Consider the following 25,875-nt stretch of genomic DNA (forward strand, 5'->3'; position numbering starts at 1 on the left):
CCTTAAAATTCATTGTAGATAAACGTTCCGCCATTGACATTCTTATAATGGTAGAGATAGATCAACATCAAAATGATGGCAAAATAAAAAATCGTTTTTCCAATGAATACTAGCCAGTAGTGGACTTGCGGTTTTTTCAACCAAGACATGTCACTCTACCTCCTTTACGTATTTCATTGTAATCTCTTTGTAACAAATTCCCTATTGATTTGACTTACAAAAGAGCGCTTCCCCACTAACAATTTTGTCACACACGTTATGATAAAACAAAAACAGTTGGCTACTTTGCACCGCACACTTGCACAAAGTAGCCAACTGAGTTTCTATTTAGTTCAAGGTTCCGACTACTTCTTTACTAGCTAACTCGGTGCCATTAGAGGCAATCACTTGCTTGTACCAGTCAAAACTATCTTTTTTGCTCCGGGCTAACGTCCCTTGGCCTTCATCATCCTTGTCGACATAAATAAAGCCATAACGTTTCGCCATTTCCCCCGTGCCACCTGACACTAGGTCAATGCAGCCCCAAGAAGTATAGCCAATCAAATCAACGCCGTCTTTTAAGGCTTTATCCATCTCCATGATATGTTTCCGCAAATAGTCAATGCGGTATTCATCATGAATGGACCCATCTGCCTCCACCACATCGACCGCACCTAACCCATTTTCCACTACCATCAACGGTACTTGGTAACGATCATACAGCTCGTTTAAGGTATAGCGTAAGCCTACCGGATCAATTTGCCAGCCCCATTCACTGGTTTCTAAATGCGGATTTTTATTGCCGCCGAATAGATTCCCGCCGGTTTTATCGCCATTTTCCGGTTGTGCCGCAATACAGGTGGTCATGTAGTAAGAGAAGCTGTAAAAGTCAACTGTCCCCGCTTTTAAGTCAGCCTCGTCTTCATCTGAAATCGCCAACTGAATGCCTTTTTCCTTGAAGTACTCTTGCATGTAATAAGGATAGCTACCTTTGACTTGGACGTCGCCACAGAACCAATTTAATTTCTGATTCATCTGTCGGCAAGTCAAAACATCCTCTGGTGAACAAGTCAGCGGGTACATGGTAATATAAGCCAACATACACCCAATGTTGAAATCTGGGTTAATTTCATGCCCAATTTGAACTGCTCGCGCACTCGCTACGAACATATTATGCAGGGCCTGATAACGCGTTTGCTCACTAGGGTTTTCTTCCAAGATTCCCAGAAGCGCCCGCGCCCCAAAAGCTAAGGTGCCAAAGTTGATTTCATTAAAGGTCAACCAGTATTTTACTTTGTACTGGTAGCGTTTGAAGAGCGTCGTAGCAAAATTAACATAAAAATCAATCGTTCGGCGATCAGCAAAGCCATTGTATTTTTCACCTAGATGATAAGGCAATTCAAAATGGCTAATGGTAACTAAAGGTTCGATGCCATATTTAGCACACTCATCAAAGACTCGATCATAAAAAGCCAAACCGGCTTCATTAGGGGTTGCGTCATCGCCATTAGGGAAAATCCGTGACCAAGCGATACTTAAGCGGAACACCTTGAAGCCCATTTCCGCAAACAAGGCGATATCTTCTTTATAATGATGGTAAAAATCGATGCCGCTATGACTTGGATAATACTTGCTTTCATCGATTACTTTGGTAAATTCACGTTTTTTGTGCAAGCTGCCGCCTAAATTATGATCCGGGATACTAGCGCCTTTGCCGTCAATGTTCCAAGCCCCTTCACATTGATTAGCAGCGGTTGCGCCACCCCATAAAAAGTTTTTTGAAAATGTCATATACATGTCGTCCTCTCTCATTTAAAAGTAACAGACGCCCTAACCTTGCAGCTCACTAGTAGGGCGTCTGTAAGGTTAGAATAATGCAGTCAATAAATCGTCCGTTACGCCGACTTCTCGGTTGTCTGTTTCAATCACATCTAAAATATCTTGACTGTTGGTGATGACCACCGGTGTTTCCACGGAGTAGCCTTTACTGGTAATAAAGTCGATATCGAAATCTAACATCAATTCACCTTTTTTGACTTTTTGGCCTTGGGCTACCCGCGCTTTAAAGCCCTCACCCTCCAACTGTACCGTATCCATGCCCACGTGAATCAAGATTTGCAAGCCATTGTCCGCAGTGACACCAATCGCGTGTTCCGTCGGGAAGACCATCGTTACCGTGCCATCGACCGGCGCATGAACTTTTCCTTCTTCTGGTACAATTACAATTCCTTTGCCTAATGCACCTAGGGCAAAAGCTTCATCTTTAATAGAAGAAAGAGGCATTACTTTGCCTTTGATTGGGGACGCCACAACATCTTTCAAGGCTGCTTGTTCCATTTTTGTTTCCACATCTTCCACTGCTACTTCATCTTTAAAGGTGAAGTACGTGAATAAGAAAGTAGGAATCATTGAAATTGCTAAAGAAATACCAAAGTTGATTAAAACTTGGGAAATCGGCATTGCTTCATTGAAATACCCAGGAATCCCAAAAATACCTAAACCAGCCATTTGATGCACTAGCATACCCTGCATACCCATAAAGGCTCCGGCAAAACCAGCGGAAATACATGCGGCTACGAAATATTTCATGCGTGGTAATGTCACACCGTAAATTGCCGGTTCCGTTACACCGAACCAGCCCGAAATCCACGCTGGTAACGCTAAATCCTTTAATTTCCGATTTTTAGTTTTCATCCAGATAGCCATTACTACCGCCGTTTGGGCATAGCCCGCGCCAGTTGCTAAAGCAAAGATTGACGTTGCTTGGCCAGAGGCTAGTTGAACGATGCCTACTGCCACAAAGCCCATGTGTAGACCAAATACCACAATTACTTGCCACAAGCTGCCCATTAAGAAACCAGCTAAAATTGGACTGAAGGAATAAATCGCCATCACGCCACCTACTAGTAGGCTAGACAAACCATTCATCACCGGGCCAATCAAGACAAAGCCTAATGGCGCACTGATAGCGATGGTAATCATTGGCACCATAAACGTTTTTACCACATCAGGGATAACTTTCATCAACGGTTTGTAAATGAATGAGGCAAAAATTGTTGTGAAGACCACCGGCATTACGGTACTACCATATGCCACATTAATGTTGTAGCCTAAAATATTCAAGTCGACATTTTGCAGAGCTGGGTACATCAACACGGCCCCAATAACAGCCCCTACAAATGGATCAATCTTCAATTTTTTGGCTGAAGTGTAACCTAACATCACAGGGAAGAACATAAACATGGCATCCCCGGTACCATTTAATAACGTGTACAGACCACTCGCCGGATCAATCAGACCACTAAAAGCAAAGAGTGCTAAAATTCCTTTGATCATGCCGCTACCAATCAGCACGGCTAGAACTGGTCCCATCATAGCGGAAATAAAATCAACTACCATACTGCCAAAGCTTTGTTTTTGCTTTGGTGCGTCATCACTGCTAATAGCCCCAATCATATTGGTGACCTCTGCGTAGACATCTGGTACATGGTTGCCGATTACTACTTGGTACTGACCGCCACTTTTCATTAACGTCACTACGCCATCCATTTGTCGAATCGCCTCATCATTGGCTTTTTGCTCATCCTTCAAAATAAAGCGTAGCCGTGTCACACAGTGGGTCAGATCCGCCACATTCTCCTTGCCGCCAACATTTTCAATTACCTTACCTGCTAGTTCTTCATATTTTCCCATAATAAATTCACCTTCCATCAATTAGTTGTATCGAAGGTTTAGCCAACTTAATGTTACCATCCAATTTATTTATCTAAACAAGCCGCCGACAACTCCGTCCCTCCTCTTTGGTTCAGCTTGCGGGTTTACTTTTTTTAAGTTACTGGACAACTGGTTTTGTTTGATAGACCAGTCGTTGAATGTGGATCGTTAAATAGGATTTCTCTTGATCGCTTAAGGGATAATCGTATTTTTTATTGATCAATTCCTCGATCCGTGTGACACAACCAGCAGCGCTGGGATATTTATGTTGGATCAGCTGGCTTAATTCATCCGCCCCGTCCTCATAAATATTTCCTTGTAAAATCCGCTGGGTGAAAAATTTTAGATGGGTAATAAAACGATTATAGTGCGCGTCCTCTTTATCAAATTCGAGATTAAAATGATAGCGGACGATATTGGTGATATCCTGCATCAATTTTGTCGATTCAATTGTGTCCTTTAAATCATTGTCCATCCCGGCATTCACAAAATGAATCGCAATAAACCCTGCCTCATCCTCTGGCAGCTCATAACCTGTTGCTTCTTTTATAAAAGCTAGAGCTCGTAAGCCTACCGCAAATTCTTCTGGATAAAAGCGGCGAATGTCCCACAGCATCACATTGGTTAGCTGGATGCCCTCTTCATGACGAGCCAGCGTAGTGAATAAATGGTCGGCCAAGGAAATCGTTAGACTCTCACTCAAACGTTTGCTTAAACGATCATTGCCATACTGGATGATTTTTTCAGCTAATTGTAAAGACTCCAAAGGAATATCCGCCAATATTTGTTGGAAACGTTCGTCCAGCTTGCCGGCTTTTAGGGTATAGACCTGATTGTCAGGGTGGTCGGCTAATTCATCCCCCGCCCGCTTTTTAAACGCTATGCCGCGGCCACAAACGATAATATTTGCCCCTGCTTCATCCGTTGTTAAGACAGCATTGTTGTTTAACACTTTTTGAATGATCATGATATCCTCCTATAAAAATGCTGATAAAAAAACTGTTCATAAACAAAGCGTAACCACCGTTACACCTCACTTACAAACAGGTTTAGCTCGCTTATCGCAATTACCATCCTGATAACTTGTTTTTATTCTAATTATAATATAACTAATTAGTTTGTAATTGTAAACACTTTCTTCTAATAAATTTTACCTTATTTTCAAAGAAATAGTGTTATTGAATATCCAAGGCTGCACAAAAAAACTCGCAGAGCACCAGCTCTCTGCGAGTTTTCCTATAATTATTTTGAAGTTCGTAAAAAGTTCAAATAGCTGCGGACGGTAATGAGATAGAACAAGAGATAAATCAAAACCAAGAACCCGCAGGCCAATCCTACTAACCAGTAGCCTGAACTGCTGATGACTGCACTATACACTTCTAATGCAAACCCGGCATGACAAATTCCAATCAACATAGGCGGAAAGAAAATATAGCCTGTTTGCCAATAGATGACGCGTAAAATATCCTGACTTGGAATGCCGATTTTTTTCAGTAAGGCATACCGTTCCTTGGTCTCATTTTGATCATTATATTGCCGCATTAGTAAGATACTTCCTGTCGCAATCAATGACATGACGCCTAAAAACATCGCCACAAAAATCAGCAGGCCATATTGGCCTCGAGCATAGCGCAATGCTGGGTAACGCGCAGTAAAGTCCAGGCGACTAACAGTCGTTTCTTGGGCAGATTCCACACCCACTTGATGAGACTGATCGTCTAGGTACCCCACTAACTTGTCACCGCTGATTTGGTAATTCATAAACAATTCACCGACCCAATCAGCTTTGATTTTTTTATTAAGCAGGTTCCAAGTAGTGTTTTCATCTTTAATGGTTGCATTGAGATAATGCAACTCATACTCATGTCCCTGCAAAGCCTGATAAGTAGCATCGGTGACGACTAAGGTATCGGAAAGATACTTCACCGTGTCATCCCCCAGACTATCACTTTTAATAGCAGCTAATTTCATTTTTTTATTACCAGCTAATACTAACTGGCGGTCAAAATGTAGTTTCCCACCCATAGCACCTTGCCAATAAGTGAACAAGGCTCCCGTATCATCGGCTAATGACAAGGTTTGGAGGTTAGGAACGACTGCCTTTAATTTTTCATAGTCTGAAAGCTTCAATAAATTGACTGTACTGGCAAAACGGTCAGACTCAACATTAGACCAATGTTGCTCCAACAAGGCTCCAGTTAACTTATAGGTCACGCTGACCTCACTGGTAACGGGAATTTTTTGTTCTTCTAATACCGCCTTCAGCTCTGGGTAAGCCTCTTTTCCTACTAGATAGTCGGTGGGATTCGCTTCACCTACTGCTTTGATGCCCAAGGTATATAATGACGCCGTCCCCCCAATCATCGCCAAAGCGACACCAATAAAAATCGTGACAAAGGTCAAGGTACTGCGATTACGGGTGAAATAATCCCGCAAGTTGCCAATCATCAAAGGCCGCAAATGCTGGTAGTAACGTCCTTCCTTCACTAAACGCATCAATAGAAAAACCGTATGATGGAAAAACAAATAGGTGCCGACTACACACAGCAATAAAATAAATAATGGTGTGAGTAAGGAAAAGTTTTCACTGACACGATCGGATAATTGCAAGACGATTTCCACAAAATAGTGAGCTATCAAATAGCCACACAAAATCAATAGTGGGCCAGCAACACCAAAAAACAGCTCTAGCCAGAAGGGTGTTTGGCGTTCCTTCCCCTTTTTAGTCCGGGACAAATCATCTAAATCAAAACGGTAAATAGTCATTACGCCACGCAGGGAGACAATCACTAATAAAATCAAAAAGACGATGATTGTTTGGCGCATCGAAGGCCAAGAGATAAAAAAGAGGCTGTCGATCTGCAAAAACATCGCTTTAATCAAAATCATGGCAAATAACTTGGATAGCAATACGCCTAAAAATAAGCCAATCGCTAGCGCAAAGACGCCAATCACCAGTGACTCTCGTAAAAATAGCAAGGCAATGCGGTATTTTCGCATGCCGAATAATCGGTAGATCCAAATTTCATTAATGCGTTTATTCGTATAGAAACGATTGGCCGACCACAGAAAGACCAAAATAATCAAGATAATCAAAACACTACCCAGATTCAAGGCCCCTTCAATACGTACATTTTGATTGGCACGATGCACCAAGGGTTGGTTATAAGTCAAGGCGCTAAAGCTGTAATAGATCACCACTGCAAAGATCAAGCTAGCAAAATAAACGAGGTAATCACGAAACTGTTTCCGCAGATTTTTCAGCGCCAGTCTAAAGAGCATTACCGCGACCTCCTCCACCGATGGCTGCCTGCATATCAATCACCTTATTGAAAAAGTCCTTACGATTGCCGTGACGTACCAGCTCTGAAAAAATAGCGCCATCTTTAATGAACAAAATCCGATTGCAGTAGCTGGCAGTGAAGGGATCATGGGTCACCATCAAAATGGTGGCATCATCTTCAAGATTGATTTCGGTCAAATAGCGCAGTAGCTCGGTTGCCGATTTGGAATCCAGCGAGCCGGTGGGTTCATCCGCGAAAATCAGCTGGGGCTTCATCACTAACGCACGGGCCGCCGCCACGCGCTGCCTCTGTCCGGTTGAAATTGTCTCGGGATAGCTTTTTAATAGCGCCGTTAAGCCTAGCAATTCAGTAACATGTGCTAGCCGCTGCTGAATTTCTTCATAAGGTACTTTATCAACTGCTAGCGGCAGCAGAATATTATCTTCTACATTAAGAGTATTCAATAAATTGAAATCTTGGAAGATAAAGCCTAGCTTCTCTCTCCGAAAATCACTAAGCTGGCGATCCTTCATACGGGTGATATCTTGGCCGTCGATATAAACAATACCGGAAGTAGGCAACGTGATGGTGGAGATGGACTGTAACAGCGTACTTTTCCCGGCACCACTAGGACCCATGATGCCGACAAATTCGCCCTTATCCACTGAAAAACTAATATTATCTAAAATCGTCCGCCGGTTTTGCCGTTGTCCGTATACTTTGGTCAGATGTTTTACTTCAATGATTGGTTTCATTTTCTTCACCCCTTTTCATTGTATCAACTTCCCTTCTATAGTACACGAGTTTCCCCTCAATAAGAACTAACGGTTTTGTCAGACACCATTTTTGTTTTACGCACAAAGTTATCCACAGGAATAAATAGCATGATACCTTGGGTTTCCCCTCTTATCCCCTGTTTTTACACACACAATATATAGTTATATATTGCGTTTTTTAGAAAAATAGCCCCTATATATGGGTTGCGGTTTACGCTAAATTCTATTATCATAAGTAACGAGGAAATAAGAAGGAAGTGTTGACCATGATGGAAATGAAACATAATCACGATGGCGCGGAGATCATTGCGTTGAACCCGCGACTTACCCAAATGAAGGTCATGAAACGGGATGGCCGTTTGGTAGATTTCGATGATCAAAAAATTTATGAAGCCTTGTTAAAAGCTGAACAGAAGATCCATGGGCAAGTAGACCCTTTGACACATGAACGAATTCAAGAGATCGTGGAACGGGTTGACCAAGAATTAGCCGAACGTTTTACGCAAAATGTGAAAATTTACGAAATCCAAAATATCGTGGAACATACACTACTGGAAAGCAACCAGTATGAACTAGCTGAAGAGTACATCAACTACCGCACACGTCGCGATTTTGAGCGTAGTAAGTCCACTGATATCAACTTTACGATTGGCAAATTAATCAATAAAGACCAAACGGTTGTGAATGAAAATGCTAATAAAGATAGTAATGTTTTCAATACCCAACGAGATCTTACGGCTGGTATCGTCGGGAAATCGATTGGCTTGAAAATGTTGCCGCCACATGTAGCCAACGCTCATCAAAAAGGTGATATCCATTACCATGACTTGGACTACCATCCGTATACGCCTATGACTAACTGCTGTCTAATCGACTTTAAAGGGATGCTGAATGACGGTTTCAAGATTGGCAATGCTGAAGTAGAATCGCCTAAATCAATTCAAACAGCTACTGCCCAAATCTCACAAATCATCGCCAATGTGGCCTCTAGCCAATATGGTGGTTGTTCCGCTGACCGCGTGGATGAATTATTAGCACCTTTTGCCGAAAAAAATTACCAAAAACACTTAAATGATGCGGCTGAATGGGTCAGCGAACCAGATAAACGCGAGGCTTACGCCAAAGCGAAAACACAAAAAGATATTTACGACGCGATGCAAAGTTTGGAATATGAAATCAATACCCTATTTACTTCCAACGGACAAACACCATTTACTTCCTTAGGTTTTGGTCTCGGAACTAGCTGGTTTGAACGGGAAATTCAAAAAGCCATCTTGCAAATTCGCATCAATGGCTTAGGCAGCGAACATCGCACCGCCATCTTCCCGAAACTGATTTTCACCCTAAAACGCGGCTTGAACTTAGAAGCTGGCGATCCTAACTATGATGTAAAAGAGTTAGCTTTGGAATGTGCCACCAAACGCATGTATCCTGATATCTTAAGCTACGACAAAATCGTAGAGCTGACTGGTAGCTTCAAAGTGCCGATGGGCTGCCGCTCTTTCTTACAAGGCTGGTGGGATGAAAATGGCGAAGAAATCAATGTAGGCCGGATGAACTTAGGCGTCGTAACCTTGAACTTGCCACGGATTGCCTTAGAAGCCAATGGCGACATCGACAAATTCTGGCAAGGCTTAGCTGAACGCCTAACGATTATGAAAGATGCTTTAGTTTACCGCGTAGAGCGTTGTAAAGAAGCTACTCCTGCTAACGCACCAATCTTATATATGTACGGCGCTTTCGGTAAACGTTTGAGCCGTAAAGATGCGGTGAATGAATTATTTAAAAATAAACGGGCTACGGTTTCCTTAGGCTACATTGGTCTTTACGAAGTTGCTTCTGCCTTTTTCGGCGGTGAATGGGAACATAACCCTGCTGCTAAAGAATTCACTTTAAGTATCGTGAAGGAATTAAAAGCCCATGCCGATGCCTGGGGTAACGAATATGGCTACCATTTCAGCGTTTACTCTACGCCAAGCGAAAGTTTAACTGACCGTTTCTGCCGCTTGGATACTGAAAAATTCGGTTCTGTAGAAAATATTACCGATAAGGAATACTACACGAATAGTTTCCACTATGACGTTCGCAAAAATCCAACGCCATTTGAAAAACTAGACTTTGAAAAAGACTATCCTAAATATTGTTCTGGCGGCTTTATCCACTACTGTGAATACCCAATGCTGCAACAAAATCCTAAAGCCTTGGAAGCTGTTTGGGATTATGCCTATGACCGTGTTGGATACCTAGGTACTAATACACCAATCGATCATTGCTACGAATGTGGCTTTGAAGGTGACTTCACGCCAACCGAACGCGGCTTTGAATGTCCTGAATGTGGCAATCATGATCCAAGTACTTGTGACGTGGTGAAACGTACCTGTGGCTATCTAGGTAACCCGCAAGCTCGTCCGATGGTTCACGGCCGTCATAAAGAAATCTCTTCCCGCGTTAAACATATGAAATAAACCAGTTTTGATCCGCATCCGGCTGCTAGTGGATGCGGATCTTCTTAAAAACTGTTTTCCAATAGAAAGAAGGCATCTCCATGAATAATCCGCAACCAAAAGAGTGGCTTTCCCAAGAATACAGTCAACAACGGATCGCTGACTATAAGCCTTTTAATTTTGTCGACGGCGAAGGCGTACGTAATAGTCTCTATGTCAGCGGCTGTCTCTTCGCTTGTGAGGGCTGTTTTAATAAGGCCGTCCAAAATTTCCGCTACGGCACGCCTTTTACCAATGAACTCCTAGAAACTATCATCACGGACCTTAGTCACGATTACGTACAAGGGCTAACCCTGTTAGGTGGCGAACCCTTTCTAAATACTGAAGTCTGCCTACAAGTAGTCCAAAAAGTCCGAGAAGTCTTTGGTACCAGCAAAGATATTTGGAGCTGGAGCGGCTATACATTTGAAGAGTTATTGCTGGAAAGCGACGATAAGCTAGCCTTGCTGCATAGTATCGATATTTTAGTGGACGGCCGTTTTGAACTAGCCAAGCGCGACCTAAAATTACAATTCCGCGGTAGCAGTAATCAACGAATCATTGATGTCCAAAAATCCTTAGCTGCTGGTCAAGCCGTTATCTGGGAAAAGTGTGTCGATGGCACGGAAACCTACGAACAAATCAAAAAAAGCATTTAATTGCGGTAGTACAAGACCCCCTGACAACAATTACTAAAATGTTGTCAGGGGGTCTTGTTATATCGATTCTTATTTCTGATTCATAGCGCTGTGGCGGTAGCCATAGCCAAAGTAAATAGCTAAACCAATTACCAAGGCAATCGCAAACACGATCCAAGTAGTAGTGGTCAACTGAATCATTAGAATAATACAAGCAATAATCGAAATGATTGGTAACACGGGAACCCACGGCATTTTGAACTCATGGGCACTGGGAGCACCTAACATCTTCCGCAGCCGGATAATCCCCACGGCCATTAAAATCAGATACATGAGGCTCACGATATTGGTAAATTCTGCCAATAGCTCCATAGGAAAGACACCAGCAAAAATCATGGCACAAACACCCGCTACATAAGTTGCTTTTTTAGGTGTTCGTCTTTTTTCATCAATTTCGCTCATAAAACGAGGCAATAGGCCGTCCTTACTAATCGCGTAAAGCATGCGGGCTAGGCTATACATCATGGAAATCGTTACGGTTAAGAGAGTTAAAATTGCCCCAACCGAAATCACTGCGCCCACCCAGCCTTGGCCGACAAAACGCATCGCAAACGCGACGGGGTCTTTGACACCCAGCTGATCAAAAGGCACGATGCCGGTTAAAATCAAGGTGACAATTACATACAAAATAGTTGCGAGCGCAATCGACCCAATGATTCCTTTAGGAATGTCCTTTTGCGGATTTTCCACCTCTTCAGCCGCCATACTGACCGCATCAAAGCCTAGAAAGGCAAAGAACACTAAAGCCGCGCCATTTAAGACGCCAGAAAAACCAAACGGCATAAAGGGCTGCCAGTTACCCGGACGGACGTAAAAGATACCCACTATTACAAATAAAGCAATAATCGCAAACTTCACATAAACCATCAGATTGTTCAACCGCAAAGCAGTCTTGGCCTCTAAGGAAACCCAGTAGGTCACCAAAACCACCACCAACATCGCAATCAAATCAACATAGGTGCCGTTTTCACCATTATAGGCCGCACTTAATGCCGTCGGAATCGTGATACCGATACTTTCCAGAAACCCATGCACATAACCCGACCAGCCCGAAGCCACCGATGAAACAGCTAAAAAGAACTCACAGATCACTAACCAACCTGCTAACCAAGCCGTCAGCTCACCAAAGACCACATACATATACGCGTAGGGTCCGCCTAATATTGGGATCCTTGAAGCAAATTCAGCATAGGCCAGGCCGGATAAAATAATAGCTACTGCCGCTAAGGCAAATGATAAAATCAAAGCAGGTCCGGCATAATTTGCTGAGGCAACACCAGTCACCACGAAAATTCCTGTTCCCACGATAGCGCCGATACCTAAGAAAATCAAATCCTTGATTTTTAGGTCGCGCTTCATGGAAATTTGGGCGGCACTAGGCGGTTCAATCAACTTTTTCCGAAAAAAAGACATAATACTCCTCCAAATTCTCTCCTTAAGCTTTCATATACCCTAAAATGATACCACCTAAAATAACAAAAAGACAACCTGCAACCACATATCGTAATTCTTTTTTCGTTTTATGCTCGCCTAAAATGAAGATACCACCTAATGTTGAGATGATAATGCCCATTTGTGATAAGGAGAAACTAATGGCCAGTCCGAGCTTTTGCATCGTCAACAGCATACAGATATTCCCCAATCCCCATAGCAAACCACTCACCATATTTTTAGTGGCTGCTTTGCTCCATAAAGGTTCTTTCCTTAGCGTAAACAAGCAAGCACCCAGTACCATGCCGACACTTTGCGGTAAGATGATGGCCCAGGGATCTTGATGGGCGGCATTGATCAAAATCGTGTAAGAGCCATAGCCAATCGTCGAATAGATCAATGCTTTAAACCCTTTTTGAAAGTCAAACATAGAGGCCTCTGTCTTAGGTGTTTCGCTACCATCTTGCCGTGCGGTCAAATAGGAACCTAAAATCAAACAGGCCAAAGCCAATGAGCCAAAAACAAAATCACGTCCCTTTTGCCATTCATGGAAAAAGACAGCACCGGCCACGGTGTTTAACACCAGTTGCATGCCGGTAGAAATGGGCAGCCCAATCGAAACCCCCATATATTTCATGCCGTGAAATTGACCATTCTGCCCCATACTCCAAAACAGCCCCGTAATAATCCCCACGAATAAAACGGTCCAATTCATCGTCGGTTGTAAAATCAAGAAAGTGACGGTAGAGAAAATCAAAGCCCCTACCGTCATGCCCATCGTTTGCTGATTGGCGCTGCCTCCTAGTTTGCCGCTAACTAAGCCAATGCTACCCCAAGCAAACATCGGCACTAATGCTAATAGTAATTCCATTTATACTCACCCTTAATTGTCAGATTAAAAAATCAGTCTAGCAGAGAAAACGAGTCCAAAGCAAGAAAAATCCGGCTAAAAAGCAAAAAAGGGTCTGAAACATAACATTTTGCGTTATGTTCTAGACCCTTCCTATCTGAATAAACACTTCTGTTCCAACCACTTATTGATCGTAATAGGTCAAGGTTGGGAAGGTTAAGGTAACCGTGGTCCCTTTACCAACTTCTGAGTTGACCGTTAATTTATGCCCTAGTTTTTCAGAGAGCTTATCTGCTAAATACAATCCTAGCCCCGTGGAATGCTGCTGCGCTCGGCGGCCATTTTCACCGGTAAACCCTTTATCAAAGATTCGTCTCAGATCCGCCGGGGGAATCCCAATACCAGTATCGGTAATAGCTAAATGCACCCCTTTTTGGTCACAACTGACTTTGACTGCGATTTTTCCACCAGGTGGTGTGTATTTCACGGCGTTGCTAAAAATTTGCTGTAAAATGAAAGCCACCCATTTGGCATCTGTTAAGACCAACTCATCATTTCCCTCAAAGGCATATTGCAAAGAATTTTGGATAAAATAATTGCGTTGCTGCTTAACAACTTCCTGTAAAATGCCTTTTATTGAGTATTCTTGAATCAGATAATCGCGAGAAAAACTATCTAGGCGGGCATAATAAAGCACCTGCTCCACGTATTCATCGATTTTAGTCAGTTCATTTTCCAGCTGATAATATTTTTGCTCGGGGATATCATCTTCGACACTTTGCAAAAGTAGCGTAACTGCGGCTAACGGTACTTTGATCTCGTGAATCCAAGAATCGATATAATCCTTTTGATCCTGCTGACTATTGATTGCTCCCTGCAAGACTTGCTGATGCTCCGCCAGTAAACTATTCATATATTCCTGTAAAAACAGTTCTTCTTCACTGGTAGCCACTTCCAAATAATTCTGCAAAGAGGCCGGGCCTTCATTTAAATTCAGGGACTGCCAAAAATAGCGACGCCGACTATAATCGATTCCTAAAAAAAGGACCAGTAAGAGGGCTTCTAAAAGGACTAAATAAATAACCGTACTCACAGCTAATTCAAACCCAGGCGTCAGCCACATAATCAACACTGTCAGGCCCACAAAGACAAACCAACCGATAAATAAGAGCCAGCGATCCTTTAAATATTTTCGAATCGTCATTTTTTACTCCTTATGGCACAATATAGCCTTGGCCGACTTTAGTTTCGATATAGTCCTTGATCCCCGCCTGCTCGATTTTTTTGCGCAAACGATTGATATTCACCGTCAAGGTATTATCATCAACAAAGCGCTCATCTTCCCACAAAGCCCGCAACAATTTTTCACGACTCATAATTTTGCCGTGTTTTTTCATCAAGATATAGAGCAAACGATACTCATTTTTACTTAGATCAATATTCTCGCCATTGATTTCCATCGTGCCGTTATCCACATTTAACGTGATGCCATTGTGGGCCATTACTTCGCTAGCGGTTTCGACATAATTATAAGAACGACGCAGTAAGGCATTGATTTTCGCAATCAGCACTTCAATCGAAAAAGGCTTAGTGACAAAATCATCCCCACCCATATTCATGGCCATAATCATATCCATATTGGTATTACGGCTGGAAATAAAAATGATGGGTACCTTGGAAACCTCGCGAATCTTTTGGCACCAATAAAAACCGTCAAAAACGGGAAGATTGATATCTAATAAGATCAAAGCTGGCTGTTCTTGTTCAAAATCTTGGAACACCTTGTTAAAATCGGTCGTCGCAAATGCTTCAAATTTCCATTTGGTCAACTCTTCGACTATCAAGTTACGGATCGTTTGTTCATCTTCAACAATCATGATCTTTGCCATATACTCACATCCTTTTCCTTATTGTACCTTATCAAATCATTCTTTGCATGACTATCGGGCGTGAGACTGAAATTATAATCGTTCCTTAAACTACTCACCACTTAGATAAAACTAACAGTTTTAACGATTGAAGTGGTAGTTGGGAATAGAGCACATTTCTTTACTCACAGCGGTGTCTTTTATTTACTAAGCTATTCCCGTAGTTCCTACGGTTCTTGGTTTTATCTAAGCTATAGTTAACGTAACATCCCTTTTGTGTTTAGGTCTTCAATACAGATAGTATCGTGATTTTTGATCATTTCTGTACTCAACTTATTCAGAAAATCGTTCCGCTGATTCATCACCTTTTCGTTTTTATTTCTGATAGTTTTGGCTTCAAAAAGATGGGTACCTTTCTTTTTCCATACTAAAAACCCCTAGCTAAGACTTAAGTATTTCCTTGTCCTAGTTAGGGGTAGCATATCAATCTTACGACTACTCTTTTTCTAAAATATAGGTGTTGCCTCGGAGACTAAAGGTTAACTCTGATTCAGAATCATACCCCCCATATCCAAAGTTATACTGCTGTATTTTTTCTCCATTTATTTCGGTTTCAAAGCCCTCTTTCCGTGGATAACGTTTTGATTCATCTATAATAGTGACGTCCATTGGATCGCCAGTTCCTCTTATTTTTTCTATTTCGCTATTCTTAATTTTTACGACTAGAGTAGTTGGTGAAGCTTCTGCTACAATCGCATCTTTGTAAGTTTTATCTTTCGGTTTGAAGTAAACAGGCTTAAATGAAACAAATTCTTTATTCGTAATTGGTAGAACCCATTTTCCTGATATGTCCGCTGTATTTAATTCATCTTTTGTATGAAAACCTGGCTCTCCCGCCTCTTCGAAAGCGCTAATTGATGTAACGGTAACTTTTCCATCGTTTAAATCAACATTTTTACCTGAGTCATTTTCCATTTTAAATAAGATATTTAGCTGATGTTTCTCTTCATTTTTAGAGACCTCAAGTCTTCCAGTTCCTGTACTTAATACCGCTTCTCCATTTTCTCGTAAGCCTGAATTTAAATCATAGATAAAGTTATTTTGTTTATCTTGCACTGCCATAGAGAAGGAATAATTATCTAGCGATTCATCTAATAAAGGAGAATCTGCTTCTAGATCGACAGTTAACGAAACTCCTATCTCGTTTTGATCATTATAGATTTCATTCAGACTGACTTTTGTATGTTCCTCTTCAGCCGTAGCTGCTTGTTTAGAAACAAATCCAGATTCTTGTACCTTTTCAGAAGTAAATTGTGTAAATCCTAAAAAACTAGATAATGCTTGCCCTACATCGGTGAATGTAAGAACAGCAGCTAATGATAGCATACTTATGGCTGCTAAAAGTAATCCTTTTGTTACTCGACCTCTTTTACGTTTCACTATAGGGGTGTCCGAAAGTATTTCTTTATAGGTTTCGTCCAAACGACTTCTCACACCTGCTGGAATCTCTTGCTCTTCTTTCATCCAATCCGCCATTTCTTTCTCAAACTTCTCCATAACGTTCGCTTCCTTCCTTGAAATAAGTCGTTCGTAAAATTGTTTTTCCCCTAGATAAACGAGATTTTATCGCGCTTGTAGAAACATTCAGAACTTCACTAATTTCTTTCACAGACAGACCAACAGTGTAGTAGAGAATTAATGGTTCCCGATAAATCTCTTTCAGACCATCCACTAACTGCCCAATATTCTGCTCATAACCACTTGTGCCCTTCAATGACATGTCTTTCTCCATATTTTCCATTAGCTGATTTTCTAGAATATCTTTTTTCCATTTCTTCTGGCATTCATTAATTAATATGCGATAAAGCCAAGTAGAAAAATATTCTGGTGATTTTAGTGTATGTAGATTCTTATAGGCTGAAAGTATTGCTTCTTGTAAGGCGTCTTCTATGTCTTGTTCTGAATGAAGATACTTTTTTGAAAAATTGTACATCTTTTTTTCGTGTTGTTGGATTATAGTCACAAAAGCTTGTTGATTGCCTTTCATAGCTTGCTTAACTAAATGTTTTTGCGGCATATTCATACCCCTTTCTTTGCTTACACTCTATTAGATAACGAAAAACTTCAAAAGGTTGCATACGAATAAAAAAAGCATTGATTTTTTATCAATGCTTAATCTAAATATAATTTAATCGAATAAATCAGAAATTAAATATTCTTATATTGTAAATCAATAGCAGTCAAAGACTTACATAAGGTAGTTTTCAAAGTACAAATTATTTTTATAGGAAGAATGATCATACTAGAAATATTGTCACATTCCTAGTTGTCAAAATTATGGCAGTGTCAAAATATCCCTTTACTTATATCTTTAATTGATACATGTAGCATATTCTAATAAAATATAAACAATAAATATTTTCGTATACGAAAAAAAGGAGATACGGTATGAATATAGGTTATCATTTAAAGCAAGTAAGATTACTAGAAAAAAAATCATTAAAAGATTTTTGTGAGGGGATTTGTTCCGTATCTTTTCTTTCTAAGGTTGAAAATGGGACCCACAGGATAAGTGCCGAAGATTTACTATTACTGTTATCAAAAAACAATATCGATTACGTAGATTTTTTTAGAGAAGTTTTTGAGGTGAATTTTAATGATAATACATCACAAATAAATACAGAAATTCAAAAAGCATACTATTCTGACAATTTGCTGTTTTTAAAAAATTTTTTAAAAGAGTTACCTAGTAAAAAACTAAAGAATAAAAAATATTATCTTTTGACTATCACAGTTCTCATCTATCGATTAGAAGGTAGGATACAAGATCTACCTAGTGAAACGGTGGATGAACTTAAAGAATTAATATTCTTAAATCAAGACTGGAATCTTTATAATATTGGAATCTTAGCAAATGTTTTTATGTTATATGATTCTGATATTATTGAGTCCTTTATAACTCAAATATTGCATAAATATCCTTTAGAAAGTAGCCCAATTAACGTTCAAATTATCATTTCATCGTTAATCTTGAATGTTATTTCTTTATTGCTAGAATCAAAAAAAATTTATAAAGCACAAAACTACTTATTTTTATTGAAAAGAATACAAATTACGCCAGAATTAGCTTTTCAAAAATTGATGATTAATTTCTATCAAAATCTTATTAATTTCATAAGTATTGATTCTGATGAAAATAAAAACAACTTACTACTATCAATAAATATTTTCAATGATATTGAACTTATTAATACTTATCAAGAAATAAAAAAATATACTAAAGCTATTATAGGAAAAGCTATTGAATAAATTTTTACAGGAGGTTTTTAGAATGAGAAGTATTATTAAATATTTCTGGAAAGATAATGCATTCGTCATTTTTTTTATGATTTTAGCCGGGATTAGTACTACATTAGTAAGTTTCGTAAATGCTTCTATTTTAAATGCACTCATACAATTTGATTTTGAAGTATTTTGGCATAATATAATAAAATTGATCATAATCTTTTCTCTTTTCCTTATATTTACTTACTTACAAATAAAACAAGTCAGTAAAACGACACAAAAAATGTCAAATTATTTAAGGTTTCAAGTGATTAATAAGTTTGACGAGTTATCTAGTGAGGAATTCTCAAAAAATAATGAAGGTATCTATACATCATGGTTGAATAATGATATTAATCAAATTGAGCAAGCTGGGTTTAACAGATTTTATGAGTTTTTGTCTAACTCAATTAATCTAGTCTTGGCTTTAGGTTCTTTATTTTATATACATTGGTCATTATTGTTATTAACAATTTTTGAAATCTTTATCATAATCCAGCTGCCTAAACTATTAGGGAAAAAAATAAGAACTGCTACTTTAGCAATAACAAAAGCTAATGAATCATCTGTCTCTAAAACTACAAACTTATTAGCAGGATTTAGCACATTTTATTTATTTAACAATATAGATTATTTAATTAAGGCATTAAAGAAAGAGTATGTTTCTTTAGCTGAAGAAAAAAATAAGCAATCATTTTTAATGGGTAAAGTAGCAATAATAGGCGGTATCGGAAATGTAGTAGGGCAAATATCTTCCTATGCACTTTCAGGCTTTTTAGCATTGATTGGTGCAATTTCTATAGGAATGATAACAGCAACCGTCAGTCTATCTGCAACTGTTTTTAATACTGTTGGTAATTTAAGTCAATATTTATCATCTATTCAAAGTATCGAACCATTGATAGACAAAATTGCCCAATTTTCTAAAACAAGTGGAAAAAGACCGCTACAAAATAGTAATTCAACTAAAAATTTAGAACAAGGTATAGAACTAAAAAAAATATCTTTTGGCTACAAAGATAAAGAAAATATAATAAACAATTTAAATTATGAATTTGAACCAAATAAAAAATACGCAATAGAAGGAAAAAGTGGTTCAGGGAAGTCAACAATTCTTAAATTGATCACAAAAAACTTAAACCCTACAGAAGGAAAAATCTATTTTAATAATACTAATATTGAATCTATTGGAGAAAAAGATATATTAAATTCTATAACATATATTGAACAAAAGCCTTATGTTTTTAATGGGACAATTAGAGAGAATATTAACTTAGGTGATAATTTTACAGACTCCGAAATAGAAGAAGTTCTCCGTTACGTTGGTTTGGATAGCTTTACTAAAAATTTAGATTCAATTATCTCTGAAAATGGAAAAAATTTCTCTGGGGGGCAATTACAAAGAATATCTCTTGCAAGAGGATTAGTTAGGAAAAAATCTATACTGTTATTAGACGAAAGTACATCTAGTTTAGATAAAGAAATCGCACTACAGATTGAAAACCTTATTTTAGATATAGCTGATATAAGTGTAATTATGATCTCGCATCATTTAGATCCAAGCATTAGAAAAAAATTAGATGGTGTTTTAACTTTATGAATCTGTGTCTCACCCTAATCAATATAGGCATCAAAGACGTTTTTATGATCACTGCCTTTTATGTCATGTACTAGGTAAAGCGAATTTGAATTGCTTTGATATACACTTCACTCAAAAGCAGATCAGGGTCAAAAACATCATCCACAAACGAGCGACGCGGGCCATTGTCTTAAGTTATGCATACGGACGTTTTTTAAATCGTTTAAGTAATTAAAGATATGTAAAAAAGGCAGGCCTATATGGTCTGCCTTTTATGAAACTATTTATCAATGTTTCTTTTACATCTTCAATAGGACCTTTTACTTTGTTTTTCATATCAGAATCGACTTCTGCAGTTTTTCCAATTCTTTTAACACTATTACTCTCTTACAACACTATATATTTCTAATTTAGGAGTAAAAATTAACCTCTTTGTCACTTTCGCCTTTACAACATAACTGTATACTTTATCTTTTTCCTTGAAGTCACTTGATTTGATTGTAACCTCAAAGCTCATTTCATTTGAAGATTCTTCTAATTTTTTCACCTGAAATGAATTATCTCGTGGATCGTAAGGCGGTATTTTTTCAAACTTACGAAGGGTTCTCTGTATTTGTTCTTCAGGAGTATTCAGAAAATAATCTGCCGTCTTGACAGTTATTAAAAGTACTGCCATTCCCAAAAATATAACAAACATAAAAAAAATTCCACATCCAGAATTATAATCACTATTTTGGGTCAAATCATTCCAATCTAGTTCTTCCATAATTATCATGTCCTTTTTAAATATACTCATCTTATCGTAGCTGTTTAAAAAGAAAAAGGCCATTCCATCATTAAAATAATAAACGATTCTTAAGGTTGAAGTACCACAAATTTCCCAAATAAATATATCTGTGTTTTACAGAAACCTGTCCACTACTGGAAGTTTTTTCCAATTTCCACATTCTAAGTTGTAAAAAAGAGTAGCAGTATTTCCAATATGGGTTCTTACCGGTAAAAAGCCAGTTATGCTATCTAAAACTATCAAGGTCGGCCCAGTAACAACCAGAATAAAATGAGTAGTCCTTAATACCCAAAAAGAATTGCAACGTTTTTATATATTGTTTATAAAATTCCACGGAGTCAATTTTTTACCATTTCAATACCATATTTATTCCTTTTTCAGCATAACTATCCTTCCAAAGAATCTAATCTAACGGAGCTAAAAAAAGAGTGCCCACAATGGACACTCAGTTTGCCTAAACGATTTCTAATTCTACTTCGATGTTTCCACGAGTGGCTTTTGAATAAGGACAGAATTCATGAGCTTTTTCTGCGAATTCTTTTGCTTCTGCCTCAGCCATCCCTTCAATGTGGATTTCTAAAACGGCTCCAACTTGGAACCCACCATCATCTGTTTGGTAAAGAGAAACCCGGGCTTTTACCGTACTGTCATTGTCTTTACCGCCTTGTTCCAGCATCAGTTGCAACGCACCATTGAAACAAGAAGCATAACCAGCCGCAAATAATTGTTCCGGATTGGTTCCTTCAGCATGCAAACCAGGTGCTGTAATCTTCATTTTCATCGAACCATTAGGAGCTTGAACTTCGCCTTCACGACCACCATGATTGATCATCGCTGTTTCGTACATTTTTTTCATGTAGTGATTCCTCCTTGTCTTTTCTTTAAGTATACGCTTCCCATTTTCTCGATGCATGGAATTTGCTTGTGACTTACCGAACCGTACGGAAAGTGACGAATCTGTTAGTAGCATCTCCGCCTTTAGTCGGATTACACTAGTTAAGACACAAGGTAAACTAAAGTCATTCAGAAAGGATGAACAACATGAAAAAAGCAATTTTAATTATTTTAGGTTTAATCGTCGTAGGCGGTGGGGCTGGCGGTTATTTCTGGTACCAAGACAATTACGGCGGCGACAGCTACTATACTAAAATCACTACGACACCTGAGCAACACATGGAAAAAGATGATAGTGGCAAAGATTTTCCCTTCTATACTTATGAAGATCAACCGGCCTATGATGAAAAAGGTACCGAAAAGGACATTGAACTTCATGAAGGACGCGACAAACCACTTCGTTTAGACGCTTACTTGAAGCTATTAGTCAATGACAAAAAAGGTGTCATCTCTTGGGAAGAAGTCAATGAAAAAGATGTCCCTAAAGCGGCTTTAGCTAAAATGAATTAGACTACAAAAATGACCCCAAAGCATCTGGGGTCATTTTTATTTTAATGGACGCTTCTAATCCTTAATCCGAAATGTCTGGGGTGCCTTTTTGCGAATCACTAGTAAGCCAATACCAACATATAGCAGGCTGACGAAAGAGATCAGCAGTACATAATAGATGCTGGCGATATTTAACCTGGTATTCATATAAGCCAGCCAGTAAAAGGCACCGCTAATAAATTTATAGGCGGGGTTAACTACCTGCATATCTCCGGTAAAAGGCTGTAATAAATAATAAACGAACAGCTCATGAAACGAAAACAGCAGCGTCAAACTGACTTGGTTCAGTAAAATCAAAGCCGTGATGCCTAAAGAGTAAGGAAAACCTTGGACTGCCGCAACCAACAAATAAATCACAAAAATTTCTAACGCTAACAAGCCGTTGTATCGTAAAGTCTCTTTTAGCCGATACCAAAAACCGTTCAAAATCGTTTGTGGTTGGCGATAAAATGGATAATACAGCATGGAAATATCACAGTTTACAAACACCATTTGCACGATTTTTTTCCCGAAGCTTAACAGATACATGATAAAAAATAATACTGGTATCAAGGTTAAAATCAGCTTTTCGGGAATTGCTTCTCTAGTCACAACTAAGACCAGCACTATCAGTAATCCAACTGCACCTATAATCGTAGCTCGAATACGGAAAGCCCGATTTAACAGTGAGCGGTAACGGGAAAAAAGCAACGCATTCAAATACTCCGTTCCTGCTAGCTTTTCGGTCCGTAGTGGTGTCAATTGCAACGCTTCTTGCATGGCCAAGCCTTCTTGCACGAATTCATTTCCAGAGACGGTACTTTCATCGGTAAAGTTAGTGATAGCACTAGCCACTAATTGATACAGATAGGCTTCTTCTGGAAAGTGCCGCAATAGCAATCCGTAGCTCCCCACCAACAGTAAAAGGGGGATTAGTCCCCAAATTGTCGCAAAAAAAGGCGGTTGATTTGTCAAAATAAGATAGCTCATGCCAGCGGCGAACGCCACGGTGCCCATAAAATAAAACAAAGAGCATACTCTCTTAACGGACTTCCGCAATTGATATTTAAAAGAAAAACGACGAAACATATCCCCAGCTAGGCGCAAGATACCATAAGCTAAAAAGAGCGTAACGCCTAAAAATGGCTGACCAATGACCAAGCCAATCACAATCAACTGGCTATAACATAGCCAGTCCCATAAGAGATCTACATACAAACGTCCATAAACAAATAGACGGCGTGACAATTGAAAGCTCAACATCGTATCCAATTCCTTTTGGTCCAAGACTTGCCAAAGACTGAAAGGAATCTGATACCACAGGAGGACGAATACGAGCCAAGCTAAACTGGCCAACCAGATTGTCGGTTGTTCAAATGCCGTAAAAACAGTTAAAAAGGGGCGACCGGATGCAACGCTTGTGATAAAGCTAGCTAAAGCATAATAGCCGGTGAGCCACAGCAATTTTTTTAAGGGTGTCCAAACAAAGCGCAGAATATTACTGACACTGCCTAAAAAATTTTTCACACCGTACCAACGATAGGGACTGGTGGGCAGTCGCTTACCAATTAAAGGCAACTTTCGTAAAAAATAAAGCCAACCATTCCACGTTTTAGTAAAGGCAATCCGGCGTTCAAATAAATAATAGCGGAAAAAATCCCTCATGCAGGATCACCTGCTTTAAGCATATTGACAACTTCTTCTTCAAAAGCCGGATCGTGGATATCATCTGTCACTGGCCGCAGTTCATGCTGATGCAATAAGACAATCTCATCACACAAATCTTGAGCTAATTGTAAAACGTGGGTGGAGAAAATAATGATGGAGTCCTGTTTCAACCCTAGAATCAGTTCCTTCATTTCATGAGCAGCTACTGGGTCGAAACTCGTTAAAGGTTCATCCAATAACAAAACGGGGGGCGCCACAATCAAGGAAACCAGCATCTGCACCTTATTCTTCATTCCGTGAGAATAATCCTTTAATAGGCGTCCTTGGTCTTCCGGCGCAATTCCCACTGAGCTCAGATATTCCTCTGGTGTTTTCACGGGTTTTCGCAGCTTATCATGATTCACATCCATGAAATATTTAATGAATTCAAAGCCCGTCATAAAAGCCGGTACATGAGAAGTGGCATACACGTAGCCAATATCAGTCGCTTCATAACTGCTCCGCTGGCCAGCCTGCTCCAAATAGATTTCGCCACTATCAATCGGTAAATCTTTGGCAATACAGTTAAACAGCGTCGTTTTACCAGCGCCATTACGACCTAACAGTCCATAAATCTTCCCTTGTTCAAAGCGATAACTAGCTCCTGCCAATACCTGTTTCTCGTCAAACTTCTTGGTTACTTCTGACAACACTAATTCCATTTTTACTCACTTCCTTTGAGTCAGTATAACACGCTTTCAATCTACGTAGCCTGACCTTACAATATCGTTCGTGAAGCGACAAAATTCTCCTTCCTATTGATGCAGTTGGCTGAAATCATGCTGAATGATCTCTTCTATACGAAAAGTTCCCGCCTCATACTCGTAACGGAAAAAGGAACAGTTTTGGATAGGACCGGTTCGGCGTAATGGACTATGTGCCTCCCACTGACGGTAAAAATTTGCCATCGACCCGCCATGAGTCACGATTAAAATCGGTCCCTCATGCTGCTCAGCAATTTCTGTGATTTCGTGATTGATTCGTGCAACCACCTCAGTCTGGGCTTCACCACCAAATTGTACAAAAAAGTCGTTATAGGGCAAGGGTGGATTCAAATGTTCCCCTTCACCCTCGTAGCTTCCAAAATTCCATTCACGCAGATTCTTACGCCGTTCATAAGGTTGGTCTGTCAATAATTCCAGTGTGTCTACTGCCCGTTCTGAAGTGGAAGTAAAAGCCGCTTGAAACGTGACCTCATTCTTTTCTAAATAGCTTCGCGCAATTTTAGCTTGCTGGATACCCAAATCCGTTAGCGGTGAATCACAAAAGCCTTGAATTTTATGTTGTTGATTAAATAAAGTTTGCCCGTGGCGTACTAAATAAACAGTCTTCATCGAATTTCCTCCTGTTGATAAGTTCTGGTTTTAGGGGGTGTGTAGGTGGCAATAAAGGCCTCGATTTCTGGTAGTGAATCTGAAAACAGGGTCTTTTCCCGATCTTCGGCTGATAAAAAGCCTTGTGTAACCATCGCATCATACATCGCCGCTAACGGGGCATAATAATTTTGTTCATTGAATAAAATGCAAGGATTATCATTCTGGCCGATACGCGCCCAAGAGATAACTTCCGTGATTTCCTCTAACGTCCCGGCGCCACCTGGTAATGCTAAACAAACATCACCTAATGCCAACATCTGCTGTTTTCGTTCATCCATAGTCGCAACTAGCTTTAACTCAGTTAAATGCGGGTGGGCTAGCTCACGTTCGTGTAGAAAACTTGGCATAATACCAATAACTTCTCCGCCAGCAGCCAATACTTCATCAGCAACAGCACCCATTAAGCCCACCTTACCTCCACCAAAAATCAGCCGGTGACCAGCTGTTGCGATCCAGCGGCCTAGCTTGCGGGCAGCTGCCTCAAAATGCGGATCTAGGCCTGGATTGGCGCCACAATATACGACAATATTCATCTTGTTCTCCTCCGTTCCTCCGCAGTATAGCACAAAGCGAAATTCACTCCACCTACTTTTTCAA

Annotated in this window: 23 protein-coding genes and 1 pseudogene; 5 read left to right on the forward strand and 19 right to left on the reverse strand. The window is 39.7% G+C overall.

All coding sequences use genetic code 11. The annotated features are described in order from the left end of the window. Positions 1–2: 2 nt before the first annotated feature. From ECA01S_RS10060 to ECA01S_RS10085, 6 genes are all read right to left on the reverse strand, one after another. Positions 3–149, reverse strand: a complete 147-nt coding sequence (locus tag ECA01S_RS10060; RefSeq protein WP_067394832.1) for a teichoic acid D-Ala incorporation-associated protein DltX — start codon at positions 147–149, stop codon at positions 3–5. A 178-nt stretch (positions 150–327) separates the two neighbouring features. Beyond that, positions 328–1,770: a glycoside hydrolase family 1 protein gene (locus ECA01S_RS10065; RefSeq protein WP_067394835.1), complete on the reverse strand. Its 1,443-nt coding sequence runs from the start codon at positions 1,768–1,770 to the stop codon at positions 328–330. A 75-nt stretch (positions 1,771–1,845) separates the two neighbouring features. Continuing rightward, positions 1,846–3,672: a beta-glucoside-specific PTS transporter subunit IIABC gene (locus tag ECA01S_RS10070; protein WP_067394838.1), complete on the reverse strand. Its 1,827-nt coding sequence runs from the start codon at positions 3,670–3,672 to the stop codon at positions 1,846–1,848. Between the two features lie 139 nt (positions 3,673–3,811). Next, complete coding sequence (gene licT, locus ECA01S_RS10075) at positions 3,812–4,660, reverse strand: BglG family transcription antiterminator LicT (RefSeq protein WP_067394841.1); 849 nt, start codon at positions 4,658–4,660, stop codon at positions 3,812–3,814. 275 nt (positions 4,661–4,935) lie between these two features. Further along, complete coding sequence (locus tag ECA01S_RS10080) at positions 4,936–6,975, reverse strand: FtsX-like permease family protein (protein WP_067394844.1); 2,040 nt, start codon at positions 6,973–6,975, stop codon at positions 4,936–4,938. Next, positions 6,965–7,732: an ABC transporter ATP-binding protein gene (locus tag ECA01S_RS10085; protein WP_067394847.1), complete on the reverse strand. Its 768-nt coding sequence runs from the start codon at positions 7,730–7,732 to the stop codon at positions 6,965–6,967. Before ECA01S_RS10085 ends, ECA01S_RS10080 begins: the two co-directional genes overlap by 11 nt. Positions 7,733–8,028: 296 nt before the next feature. Between ECA01S_RS10085 and nrdD the strand changes: the two genes are divergently transcribed. Further along, positions 8,029–10,218, forward strand: coding sequence for an anaerobic ribonucleoside-triphosphate reductase (nrdD, locus tag ECA01S_RS10090; protein WP_174519981.1), 2,190 nt, complete (start codon positions 8,029–8,031; stop codon positions 10,216–10,218). 80 nt (positions 10,219–10,298) lie between these two features. After that, positions 10,299–10,895, forward strand: coding sequence for an anaerobic ribonucleoside-triphosphate reductase activating protein (gene nrdG, locus ECA01S_RS10095; protein WP_067394853.1), 597 nt, complete (start codon positions 10,299–10,301; stop codon positions 10,893–10,895). 69 nt (positions 10,896–10,964) lie between these two features. Here nrdG and ECA01S_RS10100 read toward each other — a convergent pair whose 3' ends face one another. The 7 genes and pseudogenes from ECA01S_RS10100 to ECA01S_RS10125 all read right to left on the reverse strand — a co-directional run bounded on the left by ECA01S_RS10100 (position 10,965) and on the right by ECA01S_RS10125 (position 17,160). Then, positions 10,965–12,347 (reverse strand): amino acid permease, encoded by a 1,383-nt coding sequence (locus tag ECA01S_RS10100; RefSeq protein WP_067394856.1) that lies wholly within the window; start codon positions 12,345–12,347, stop codon positions 10,965–10,967. A gap of 22 nt (positions 12,348–12,369) precedes the next feature. Continuing rightward, positions 12,370–13,236: a GRP family sugar transporter gene (locus ECA01S_RS10105; RefSeq protein ID WP_067394859.1), complete on the reverse strand. Its 867-nt coding sequence runs from the start codon at positions 13,234–13,236 to the stop codon at positions 12,370–12,372. A gap of 163 nt (positions 13,237–13,399) precedes the next feature. Next, complete coding sequence (locus ECA01S_RS10110; RefSeq protein WP_067394862.1) at positions 13,400–14,419, reverse strand: sensor histidine kinase; 1,020 nt, start codon at positions 14,417–14,419, stop codon at positions 13,400–13,402. Between the two features lie 10 nt (positions 14,420–14,429). Continuing rightward, positions 14,430–15,104 carry a two-component system response regulator SapR gene (gene sapR / locus ECA01S_RS10115; protein ID WP_067394865.1) on the reverse strand — a complete coding sequence of 225 codons (675 nt, stop codon included), beginning with the start codon at positions 15,102–15,104 and terminating at the stop codon, positions 14,430–14,432. 239 nt (positions 15,105–15,343) lie between these two features. After that, positions 15,344–15,514 (reverse strand): annotated as a pseudogene (locus ECA01S_RS14830) (transposase); the annotation flags it as partial. Positions 15,515–15,578: 64 nt separating this feature from the next. After that, positions 15,579–16,640 carry a DUF4179 domain-containing protein gene (locus ECA01S_RS10120; protein WP_067394868.1) on the reverse strand — a complete coding sequence of 354 codons (1,062 nt, stop codon included), beginning with the start codon at positions 16,638–16,640 and terminating at the stop codon, positions 15,579–15,581. Further along, on the reverse strand, positions 16,627–17,160 hold the full coding sequence (locus tag ECA01S_RS10125; protein WP_067394871.1) for an RNA polymerase sigma factor: 534 nt from the start codon (positions 17,158–17,160) through the stop codon (positions 16,627–16,629). The genes ECA01S_RS10120 and ECA01S_RS10125 overlap by 14 nt, the downstream gene beginning before the upstream one ends. 371 nt (positions 17,161–17,531) lie before the next feature. Between ECA01S_RS10125 and ECA01S_RS10130 the strand changes: the two genes are divergently transcribed. Beyond that, complete coding sequence (locus ECA01S_RS10130; RefSeq protein WP_067394874.1) at positions 17,532–18,392, forward strand: helix-turn-helix domain-containing protein; 861 nt, start codon at positions 17,532–17,534, stop codon at positions 18,390–18,392. 22 nt (positions 18,393–18,414) lie between these two features. Next, positions 18,415–20,007, forward strand: a complete 1,593-nt coding sequence (locus ECA01S_RS10135; RefSeq protein WP_067394877.1) for an ABC transporter ATP-binding protein — start codon at positions 18,415–18,417, stop codon at positions 20,005–20,007. Positions 20,008–20,365: 358 nt separating this feature from the next. On the opposite strand, the gene ECA01S_RS10140 is transcribed toward ECA01S_RS10135, so the two are convergent. Both ECA01S_RS10140 and ECA01S_RS10145 read right to left on the reverse strand, forming a co-directional pair. Then, positions 20,366–20,752 (reverse strand): hypothetical protein, encoded by a 387-nt coding sequence (locus ECA01S_RS10140; RefSeq protein WP_245631217.1) that lies wholly within the window; start codon positions 20,750–20,752, stop codon positions 20,366–20,368. Positions 20,753–21,227: 475 nt separating this feature from the next. Further along, entirely contained in the window at positions 21,228–21,629 is a 402-nt protein-coding gene (locus tag ECA01S_RS10145) for an Ohr family peroxiredoxin (RefSeq protein WP_067394880.1), read from the reverse strand. Positions 21,630–21,814: 185 nt separating this feature from the next. Between ECA01S_RS10145 and ECA01S_RS10150 the strand changes: the two genes are divergently transcribed. After that, positions 21,815–22,177 carry a YxeA family protein gene (locus tag ECA01S_RS10150; protein WP_067394883.1) on the forward strand — a complete coding sequence of 121 codons (363 nt, stop codon included), beginning with the start codon at positions 21,815–21,817 and terminating at the stop codon, positions 22,175–22,177. Between the two features lie 54 nt (positions 22,178–22,231). Here ECA01S_RS10150 and ECA01S_RS10155 read toward each other — a convergent pair whose 3' ends face one another. The 4 genes from ECA01S_RS10155 to ECA01S_RS10170 form a co-directional block, all read right to left on the reverse strand. After that, positions 22,232–23,860: a hypothetical protein gene (locus ECA01S_RS10155; RefSeq protein ID WP_067394886.1), complete on the reverse strand. Its 1,629-nt coding sequence runs from the start codon at positions 23,858–23,860 to the stop codon at positions 22,232–22,234. Then, positions 23,857–24,564: an ABC transporter ATP-binding protein gene (locus tag ECA01S_RS10160; RefSeq protein WP_067394889.1), complete on the reverse strand. Its 708-nt coding sequence runs from the start codon at positions 24,562–24,564 to the stop codon at positions 23,857–23,859. The genes ECA01S_RS10155 and ECA01S_RS10160 overlap by 4 nt, the downstream gene beginning before the upstream one ends. Positions 24,565–24,657: 93 nt before the next feature. Next, positions 24,658–25,236, reverse strand: a complete 579-nt coding sequence (locus ECA01S_RS10165; RefSeq protein WP_067394892.1) for a histidine phosphatase family protein — start codon at positions 25,234–25,236, stop codon at positions 24,658–24,660. Beyond that, positions 25,233–25,811: an LOG family protein gene (locus ECA01S_RS10170; protein ID WP_067394895.1), complete on the reverse strand. Its 579-nt coding sequence runs from the start codon at positions 25,809–25,811 to the stop codon at positions 25,233–25,235. Before ECA01S_RS10170 ends, ECA01S_RS10165 begins: the two co-directional genes overlap by 4 nt. Between the last annotated feature and the right edge of the window lie 64 nt (positions 25,812–25,875).

Origin of the sequence: Enterococcus canis NBRC 100695 (genome assembly GCF_001544375.1) — a bacterium.
Taxonomy (GTDB): Bacteria; Bacillota; Bacilli; order Lactobacillales; family Enterococcaceae; genus Enterococcus_H; species Enterococcus_H canis.

Bases quoted from the DNA above. Each gene is read 5' to 3' on its own strand.
- ECA01S_RS10150 (WP_067394883.1), top strand. From the start codon at position 21,815: ATGAAAAAAGCAATTTTAATTATTTTAGGTTTAATCGTCGTAGGCGGT.
- ECA01S_RS10085 (WP_067394847.1), bottom strand. From the start codon at position 7,732: ATGAAACCAATCATTGAAGTAAAACATCTGACCAAAGTATACGGACAA.
- ECA01S_RS10135 (WP_067394877.1), top strand. From the start codon at position 18,415: ATGAGAAGTATTATTAAATATTTCTGGAAAGATAATGCATTCGTCATT.
- ECA01S_RS10070 (WP_067394838.1), bottom strand. From the start codon at position 3,672: ATGGGAAAATATGAAGAACTAGCAGGTAAGGTAATTGAAAATGTTGGC.
- ECA01S_RS10145 (WP_067394880.1), bottom strand. From the start codon at position 21,629: ATGAAAAAAATGTACGAAACAGCGATGATCAATCATGGTGGTCGTGAA.
- ECA01S_RS10100 (WP_067394856.1), bottom strand. From the start codon at position 12,347: ATGTCTTTTTTTCGGAAAAAGTTGATTGAACCGCCTAGTGCCGCCCAA.
- ECA01S_RS10140 (WP_245631217.1), bottom strand. From the start codon at position 20,752: ATGGAAGAACTAGATTGGAATGATTTGACCCAAAATAGTGATTATAAT.
- ECA01S_RS10165 (WP_067394892.1), bottom strand. From the start codon at position 25,236: ATGAAGACTGTTTATTTAGTACGCCACGGGCAAACTTTATTTAATCAA.
- ECA01S_RS10130 (WP_067394874.1), top strand. From the start codon at position 17,532: ATGAATATAGGTTATCATTTAAAGCAAGTAAGATTACTAGAAAAAAAA.
- ECA01S_RS10170 (WP_067394895.1), bottom strand. From the start codon at position 25,811: ATGAATATTGTCGTATATTGTGGCGCCAATCCAGGCCTAGATCCGCAT.
- ECA01S_RS10060 (WP_067394832.1), bottom strand. From the start codon at position 149: ATGTCTTGGTTGAAAAAACCGCAAGTCCACTACTGGCTAGTATTCATT.
- ECA01S_RS10160 (WP_067394889.1), bottom strand. From the start codon at position 24,564: ATGGAATTAGTGTTGTCAGAAGTAACCAAGAAGTTTGACGAGAAACAG.
- ECA01S_RS10080 (WP_067394844.1), bottom strand. From the start codon at position 6,975: ATGCTCTTTAGACTGGCGCTGAAAAATCTGCGGAAACAGTTTCGTGAT.
- ECA01S_RS10065 (WP_067394835.1), bottom strand. From the start codon at position 1,770: ATGACATTTTCAAAAAACTTTTTATGGGGTGGCGCAACCGCTGCTAAT.
- ECA01S_RS10125 (WP_067394871.1), bottom strand. From the start codon at position 17,160: ATGCCGCAAAAACATTTAGTTAAGCAAGCTATGAAAGGCAATCAACAA.
- licT (WP_067394841.1), bottom strand. From the start codon at position 4,660: ATGATCATTCAAAAAGTGTTAAACAACAATGCTGTCTTAACAACGGAT.
- ECA01S_RS10120 (WP_067394868.1), bottom strand. From the start codon at position 16,640: ATGGAGAAGTTTGAGAAAGAAATGGCGGATTGGATGAAAGAAGAGCAA.
- ECA01S_RS10105 (WP_067394859.1), bottom strand. From the start codon at position 13,236: ATGGAATTACTATTAGCATTAGTGCCGATGTTTGCTTGGGGTAGCATT.
- sapR (WP_067394865.1), bottom strand. From the start codon at position 15,104: ATGGCAAAGATCATGATTGTTGAAGATGAACAAACGATCCGTAACTTG.
- ECA01S_RS10155 (WP_067394886.1), bottom strand. From the start codon at position 23,860: ATGAGGGATTTTTTCCGCTATTATTTATTTGAACGCCGGATTGCCTTT.
- ECA01S_RS10110 (WP_067394862.1), bottom strand. From the start codon at position 14,419: ATGACGATTCGAAAATATTTAAAGGATCGCTGGCTCTTATTTATCGGT.
- nrdD (WP_174519981.1), top strand. From the start codon at position 8,029: ATGAAACATAATCACGATGGCGCGGAGATCATTGCGTTGAACCCGCGA.
- nrdG (WP_067394853.1), top strand. From the start codon at position 10,299: ATGAATAATCCGCAACCAAAAGAGTGGCTTTCCCAAGAATACAGTCAA.